Genomic DNA, 6,670 nt, shown 5'->3' with positions numbered 1-6,670 from the left:
TTGTTAATTTGTAATTAATTGTTTGTCAGACTTAAATATACAAAATAATTCGGTGATTACCAACTTTTAAAGATACTTTCTTATCCCGAACTCACGTATTAAAGGTTTGTTCTTCCTGAATTGAAATTTTGACGGCCTTTAATCGTATGTATATCACGAATCTTATTTTTCTTTCACTACCCAGTTCGGATCATGTGCAATAATTACCCGTGGGTTGTAATGCATTTCTTCCTTGTCAGGGATTCGGATATAATACACTTGCTTCCCGTGTACCGGAAGCGAATTACTGCGAATCCATGGATTCATGTTTCGTAAGAGAGCGTATGTAATACCTCTTCCCTTAGCAAAACGGGGAAGATCCTCAATACTTTCTTCTATCTTTATTTCATGATAAGGAATAACCGGATATAAGTCGCATGCACGCAGACGGAAACCGAATTTCTGTGGATTGGCAAACATGATCTTAGCTGCTAAGATACGATAAACATAACGCGCCGTTTCTTCTACAAGCTGGAGGTCGAGAGCATTCTCTTCATACTGACGTTCCAGCTCGCGGGAAATACGCCCTTGACCAGCATTATATGATGCAGCTACACTGGTCCAGTTTCCGAAGCGGGCATAAGCCTGTTTAAGATATTTGCAGGCAGCTTGTGTTGCTTTCTCTACATGATACCGTTCGTCTATACTGTGTCCAACTTCCAGACCGAAGTCACGCGCTGTACCCGGCATTAGTTGCCAGAGTCCGGCAGCTCCGGCTCCCGAACGTGCCAGCGGGTTATTATTACTTTCTATCGACATCAGGTATTTGAAATCGTCGGGAATTCCGTTCTCACGCAGAATGGATTCCACTATCGGGAAATACCGGTTAGCCCGCTTGATCATTTGGATGGAGGTACTGTGCATATACGTGAAAGCCAGTAATTCACGATCGATACGTTCACGCCGGTCAAATCGGGTCAGGTCAATATTTTTCCCGCAGAAAGTTATGCTTTTGGGAATATCCTGACAACTATAAGTTAAGGCTGTGGTTTCATTGTAATCTTGAGCTGTTGCTGGCAGAACTCCCATCGGCAATAAAATGGCCAATAAAAACAAAGTGTTCCACCAGCGAGTTGAAATATAGGTTGGTATAGGTTGTTTCATTATATCGTATCTTTTTATAATGCCTTTGGATAGTGGCATATTATTCCTCCAGCGTAAAGCTTTTCAGAATAGCCTCGGGAGTATTGTCTTTCTTGTCTGTATAAGTGATGGACACGTAAAAACCGCTGCTTCCATCTTTTGTCAGCAGATAAGAATATACGCATTGTTCGGTTTCACAGTTCCCTTTCAGTTGCGCACCATAAAACTGAGGAAGTTCGAAAGTGGTAACAGGCGTTTGATTAGTCACTTCATCGTCAGTCGCAATGTTTTTCAACTCTTGTGAAAGTTCCGAAGGCTGAATACCTTCTCCTTCCAAAAGCTGTACCATAATGTAATAGGTTGGCGTACTGATAATGTATCCTTCTTCTGAATCATCTTCGACATTAAAGCCTGCGGGAGCTTTAAAACTAACCCCGTAGGCTTTCCATGTAGTTGATTTTAATGTTTGTGCATTCATGCTGAATGCTGAAAAAGCCAGAACAGCCATCGCTGCAAAGATCTTTCTTTTCATACTTTTCTTTCCAATACTACTTTTTTAGCATAAACTTCTTCCTCTTTATTAACCATTACCAGTACATCTCCCGTTGGTAAATAAGGAGAGGTGACAGCTGATAATGTTTCATTCTTCAGCATAGCTGATACTCCGGCTGATTCTAACAAACCTTTTATTAATTCTGCTTCCCAGAGGCTGCCTCTGAAAACTTCTACCAGTGATCCGTACGTTTTAGTTTCCATAGCTCGTTGTTTTAGTGGTTAATAAAAAGGGTTGATACTCTCTGTATGTTTATCCAAAGATAAGAAAGTTTTCGTAATATCTTATATAAAAATAAAGAAAAGAATTGAAATCATGGAAATAATGATATTTTTGCAGATAATCATTGTATTGAGTAACAAATAGTCGTATGAATATAAATGAAGTTTTACACGATGTCCGTCAGGCTTCCCGCCGGCTGCCATTGTTGGACGAAGAACAGATAAACAAGGTGTTGCTTGCAGTTGCAGATGCAGCCGTGAAGCATAGTAGAGAAATACTGGAAGCCAATCGGGAGGACCTTCAGCGGATGGATCCTGCAAACCCGAAGTACGACAGGCTGAAGCTGACGGAAGAACGTTTGGAAGGAATTGCATCCGATATGCGGAATGTGGCAGCTCTGCCTTCCCCACTTGGCAGAATCTTGGAGGAAACCGTTCGTCCGAACGGGTTGCATCTGAAGAAAGTAAGTGTTCCTTTCGGGGTTATCGGCATTATTTATGAAGCACGTCCCAATGTCAGTTTCGATGTCTTTTCGCTTTGCCTGAAAAGTGGAAATGCATGTGTGCTGAAAGGTGGAAGTGATGCCGACTGTTCGAACCGGGCAATAGTAAAAGTGATACACGAAGTCTTGGCACAACTGGGAATAGATACACATGTAGTAGAGTTACTGCCTGCAAGTCGTGAGGCAACAGCCGAATTACTTCACGCCGAAGGACTGGTCGATCTGATTATTCCGCGTGGCAGCAGCAATCTGATTAACTATGTACGTCGGGAAGCCACCATTCCGGTTATAGAAACAGGAGCTGGTGTTTGTCATACTTATTTCGATGCCTCGGGCGATGTTGTAAAGGGGGCAGCTATTGTCAACAATGCAAAGACCCGTCGTGTCAGCGTATGCAATGCACTCGACTGCCTGCTGGTTCATGCATCCCGACTGGCAGATTTACCAGCTTTATGTGCTCCTCTTCAGGATAGTAAAGTTACGATTTATGCCGATGAGGCTGCTTATAAAGCCTTGGATGGTCATTATCCGTCAGAATTGCTTTGTCATGCTACAGCCGACAGTTACGGAACAGAGTTCCTCGATTATAAAATGGCAATACGGACGATAGCCGATATAGAAGAAGCTTTATCGCATATTTATACATACGGTTCGAAACATAGCGAATGTATTGTTGCCGAAGATAAAAAGGCTGCCGGTTATTTTTGTGCCATGGTCGATGCGGCTTGTGTGTATACCAATGCACCTACCTCATTTACAGACGGTGCACAGTTTGGACTGGGAGCAGAAATAGGTATCAGTACCCAGAAATTACATGCACGCGGACCGATGGGATTGCGAGAAATAACTACTTATAAGTGGCTGATTGAAGGCAACGGACAAATCCGTAAATAGAATATTTTTGCAAGAATTCGAAATGATATACTATTATATTGTATTTTTATAGTATATTTGCCGTACTAATATTAATTTATATACAATAGATCGTATGAAAACCTATACAAATGTATTCGATCTGGGTGATTTGAAGACCGCCCTTGCAGAAGCTTTCGAAATAAAGAAGGACCGTTATAAATATGAATCGCTGGGCAAGCATCGCACTTGTTTGCTGATTTTCTTTAACAACAGCTTGCGTACCCGCCTTAGTACGCAGAAAGCGGCACGTAACTTAGGTATGGATGTGATTGTCCTCGATGTAAATCAGGGAGCTTGGAAGCTGGAAACAGAACGTGGAGTCGTGATGGATGGTGACAAGAGTGAACATCTGCTTGAAGCTATTCCTGTAATGGCTTCTTATTGCGACATCATCGGTGTACGTTCGTTTGCCCGTTTCGAAAGTCGTGAAGACGATTATACTGAAAAGATCTTGAATCAGTTCATTCAGTACTCCGGCAAACCGGTGTTTTCGATGGAAGCAGCAACCGGACATCCGTTGCAGGCATTTGCCGACTTGATTACCATTGAAGAGTACAAAAAGAAAGAACGTCCGAAAGTTGTGTTGACATGGGCTCCTCACCCTCGTGCACTGCCGCAGGCTGTTCCTAACTCATTTGCCGATTTTATGAATGAGGCAGATGTAGATTTTGTGATTACTCATCCTAAAGGTTATGAACTTGATCCGAAATTTGTACGTGGAGCACATGTAGAATACGATCAGATGAAAGCTTTCGAAGGGGCAGATTTTATTTATGCCAAGAACTGGGCTTGTCCGGGAGTGACAAATCCTGCCGATTACGGTAAGATTCTGAGTAAGGATATGAGCTGGACGGTGGATACTGCTCACATGGCTGTAACAAACAATGCTTACTTTATGCACTGCCTGCCGGTTCGTCGTAACATGATTGTGACAGATGATGTGATAGAAGCACCTACTTCGCTGGTTATTCCAGAAGCTGCTAACCGCGAAATTTCGGCTACAGTTGTATTGAAACGTATGCTTCAGTCGTTGAAGTAAGCCGGTATTATGATAAAAAGACATGCGGACATTTGCGTGGAAAGTTCAGATATTTCCTATAAATGTCCGCATGTGTATTTTTTAGAGTTCGATGTCTTTACCAGATTCCTTCCAGTTTTCGAATCCTTTATCCAGGTTGTAAACCTTAAACCCTTTTTTAGTCAAGATACGTGCTGCATTACGACTTCTTCTTCCGCTCTTGCAGTACACAGCCACCGGGCGTTCCTTGTCGAGCAGTTCATCTGCTTCTGCTGCAAATTTTTCGTCCAGAACATTGATGTTCAGGCTACCCGGAATATGTCCCTGACTATATTCGGCTACAGTACGTACGTCCACCCGCTGAATATTTTCGTCCTGAATCAGTTTTTCGAAGTCATCGGATGACAGGTTCTTGAATTTATCTTGTGATTTGGCGCTGCATGCGAATAACCCGAACAGGCAGGCGCATACAAAAAACATAAAGTAAATGCTCTTAATCATAGTGTTTACTGTTTATTGGTAATCAAATTCCCGATAGGTTTCTTGCTCCTTGTAAGTATTGAGGCTAAAGCGGATTTTATCGCCTTTTCTCAACAATTGCAAATAATTCTTGAGCGGAACCGACAAGTATACTTGTTTGGTAAACGCTTCATAATCGTTCCTCCGGTCGTGGTACAGGCGCAGGTTCAGTGTCTGCGTACCGTCTTCGTTGGGAGTAAAGCCTTCATCAATGAAATGATATGCATGAGTCTGGTCCTTATACTGTACCAGCAGTATCATATTCACATAGTTGCCCGACAGCCAGATACTTTGTATATCTACCGGATCGGTTTTGATGTTTCCTTTGAAAGCGGCTTCAGCAACCGGATCCATCGATAAAACAAGCTGACATGAATACAGTTGGGCGGCAGTTTCTTTTCCTTCTTCCTGTACGATAGGCTCATAAATAGATACAGTACGATAGAGTGTATCGGCTACCAGTCCTCCCAGACCGTCACGCTGAAGCACAGGATATACGGTTCCGTTATCTGCAACCAGTTGTGAAATGGTTCCCTCATGGTCAGTCTGTACACCGATAAATTCGGTTACCACACTGGGGTATACATAGTCTTCTTCCTTGCATCCTTCCCAAAGAAGCATGCAAAGAAGAAGAACCATTGCTATCGCTTGTTTCATACGTTCAGAGCTTTCTGGTGGTTGAGTGCCGGATTGGCATACATTGTCAGCATACAACGGCGCAGGAAGGCTTCGTCCTTGTTGGGCAACTGAATCATATCCAGTTCCTTCTGCAAGTAATTTTCGAAGCGCACCTTATCGTCATTTGTATAATGACTGGCAAAAGTTTGTCCGCCTTCCAGCAGATCGCATGCCACATAATTTCCCGGATAGATACGGTAATTGCGGTGGATATGCACATCAATCAGTTCGGATATCTTGGAGAACACTTCCGTTTTAGGGAGTCCTCGCAAGGCTTCCAGTTCTTCGTTGATGCAGGAAGCTGTCTGGAAATGTACTCTTCCCTTGTAACCGAATATACCTGTCTGCATATTGTTCAGGTCGTCTTCCTGACTTTTCTTGAACCCTTCGATATCACGCTTCTGCTGCATCTCCTGCGCTTTCAGATAATCACACGGATCATATTCATACGATAAGGCAGTAGGAACGATATTCAGTTCTTTCAACCGGTCGATGATATCACCTTCGCCCGCCATGGCAAGCATTTTCAATACGCTGTCCTGTGTCCGGTCGTTCGAGTCTTTGGCTCTTCCTTCCCGTTGGGCAATCCATACGTTTTCCTTTTTTTGCGTAATCGCAAAATGAATGTAACGCGACATGCGAGCCGATGATTCCAGCATCTGGCGCATCGAAAGGGCACGCTGTACGATAAATGCCTTGTTTATACGTACCAGTTTCTTGATCCATGGGAAGATCAGCAGATTATCGCCGATGGCAATTTCTACGGTTGTCGGAAAATGATTGTCTAAAAGTCCGACAGACAGAAATCCTGGGTCTAAAACAATGTCGCGGTGATTCGAAACGAAAGTATAATTCCGGCTCTTATCACTCAGCGAAGATGTGTCCATGTCGAAACCATCGCTGTACTTGTCGATGATATCGTGGAGCAGTTTGTGGAAAAATGTCTTCTGTACATCCAGATTCGTCTTACATTGATACAGCTTTGCAGCAAGCATTTCAACAGGTACCCCGGGAATGATATTTGTCAGCACTGCCTGAAATGAGGGATCGGCTAACAACTCCTTGAAGATCTGTGGAAGCTCTTCGGGAGAATAGGGACGGATTTCGTCAAACTCGGCAGGTATGTTCATGTTTTTCTGTT

General features: G+C 43.2%; 8 protein-coding genes. 2 read left to right on the top strand and 6 right to left on the bottom strand.

Annotated features, from left to right (window positions below):
- Positions 1 to 162: 162 nt before the first annotated feature.
- From ACZM60_RS04030 to ACZM60_RS04020, 3 genes are all read right to left on the bottom strand, one after another.
- The gene (locus tag ACZM60_RS04030; RefSeq protein WP_489520886.1) at positions 163 to 1,068 is read right to left on the bottom strand and encodes a lytic transglycosylase domain-containing protein; all 906 of its coding nucleotides are present in this window, start codon (positions 1,066 to 1,068) and stop codon (positions 163 to 165) included.
- A gap of 115 nt (positions 1,069 to 1,183) precedes the next feature.
- Positions 1,184 to 1,654 (bottom strand): hypothetical protein, encoded by a 471-nt coding sequence (locus tag ACZM60_RS04025; RefSeq protein WP_489520884.1) that lies wholly within the window; start codon positions 1,652 to 1,654, stop codon positions 1,184 to 1,186.
- Positions 1,651 to 1,878, bottom strand: a complete 228-nt coding sequence (locus ACZM60_RS04020; protein WP_021970015.1) for a DUF2007-related protein — start codon at positions 1,876 to 1,878, stop codon at positions 1,651 to 1,653. Before ACZM60_RS04020 ends, ACZM60_RS04025 begins: the two co-directional genes overlap by 4 nt.
- Before the next feature lie 167 nt (positions 1,879 to 2,045).
- Here ACZM60_RS04020 and ACZM60_RS04015 point away from each other — a divergent pair, with 167 nt between their 5' ends.
- Together ACZM60_RS04015 and ACZM60_RS04010 are read left to right on the top strand one after the other, a co-directional pair.
- Positions 2,046 to 3,293, top strand: coding sequence for a glutamate-5-semialdehyde dehydrogenase (locus ACZM60_RS04015; protein ID WP_489520883.1), 1,248 nt, complete (start codon positions 2,046 to 2,048; stop codon positions 3,291 to 3,293).
- Positions 3,294 to 3,387: 94 nt separating this feature from the next.
- Positions 3,388 to 4,353, top strand: a complete 966-nt coding sequence (locus ACZM60_RS04010; RefSeq protein ID WP_021970017.1) for a Rossmann-fold NAD(P)-binding domain-containing protein — start codon at positions 3,388 to 3,390, stop codon at positions 4,351 to 4,353.
- 81 nt (positions 4,354 to 4,434) lie between these two features.
- On the opposite strand, the gene ACZM60_RS04005 is transcribed toward ACZM60_RS04010, so the two are convergent.
- Genes ACZM60_RS04005 through ACZM60_RS03995 form a run of 3 tightly spaced genes read right to left on the bottom strand, consistent with a single transcriptional unit; the run spans position 4,435 to position 6,659 of the window.
- Positions 4,435 to 4,833, bottom strand: a complete 399-nt coding sequence (locus tag ACZM60_RS04005) for a rhodanese-like domain-containing protein (RefSeq protein WP_021970018.1) — start codon at positions 4,831 to 4,833, stop codon at positions 4,435 to 4,437.
- Positions 4,834 to 4,845: 12 nt separating this feature from the next.
- Complete coding sequence (locus ACZM60_RS04000) at positions 4,846 to 5,508, bottom strand: NigD1/NigD2 family lipoprotein (protein WP_489520882.1); 663 nt, start codon at positions 5,506 to 5,508, stop codon at positions 4,846 to 4,848.
- Entirely contained in the window at positions 5,505 to 6,659 is a 1,155-nt protein-coding gene (locus tag ACZM60_RS03995) for a 1-acyl-sn-glycerol-3-phosphate acyltransferase (RefSeq protein WP_489520881.1), read from the bottom strand. Before ACZM60_RS03995 ends, ACZM60_RS04000 begins: the two co-directional genes overlap by 4 nt.
- Between the last annotated feature and the right edge of the window lie 11 nt (positions 6,660 to 6,670).

The sequence above is a fragment of the Phocaeicola sp. genome, assembly GCF_057861905.1.
This window is presented reverse-complemented; position numbering and strand designations above follow the sequence as displayed.

Excerpts from the sequence above, each read along its gene's own strand:
- ACZM60_RS04025 (WP_489520884.1), bottom strand. The coding sequence starts at position 1,654 with ATGAAAAGAAAGATCTTTGCAGCGATGGCTGTTCTGGCTTTTTCAGCA.
- ACZM60_RS03995 (WP_489520881.1), bottom strand. The coding sequence starts at position 6,659 with ATGAACATACCTGCCGAGTTTGACGAAATCCGTCCCTATTCTCCCGAA.
- ACZM60_RS04015 (WP_489520883.1), top strand. The coding sequence starts at position 2,046 with ATGAATATAAATGAAGTTTTACACGATGTCCGTCAGGCTTCCCGCCGG.
- ACZM60_RS04000 (WP_489520882.1), bottom strand. The coding sequence starts at position 5,508 with ATGAAACAAGCGATAGCAATGGTTCTTCTTCTTTGCATGCTTCTTTGG.
- ACZM60_RS04010 (WP_021970017.1), top strand. The coding sequence starts at position 3,388 with ATGAAAACCTATACAAATGTATTCGATCTGGGTGATTTGAAGACCGCC.
- ACZM60_RS04005 (WP_021970018.1), bottom strand. The coding sequence starts at position 4,833 with ATGATTAAGAGCATTTACTTTATGTTTTTTGTATGCGCCTGCCTGTTC.
- ACZM60_RS04020 (WP_021970015.1), bottom strand. The coding sequence starts at position 1,878 with ATGGAAACTAAAACGTACGGATCACTGGTAGAAGTTTTCAGAGGCAGC.
- ACZM60_RS04030 (WP_489520886.1), bottom strand. The coding sequence starts at position 1,068 with ATGGGAGTTCTGCCAGCAACAGCTCAAGATTACAATGAAACCACAGCC.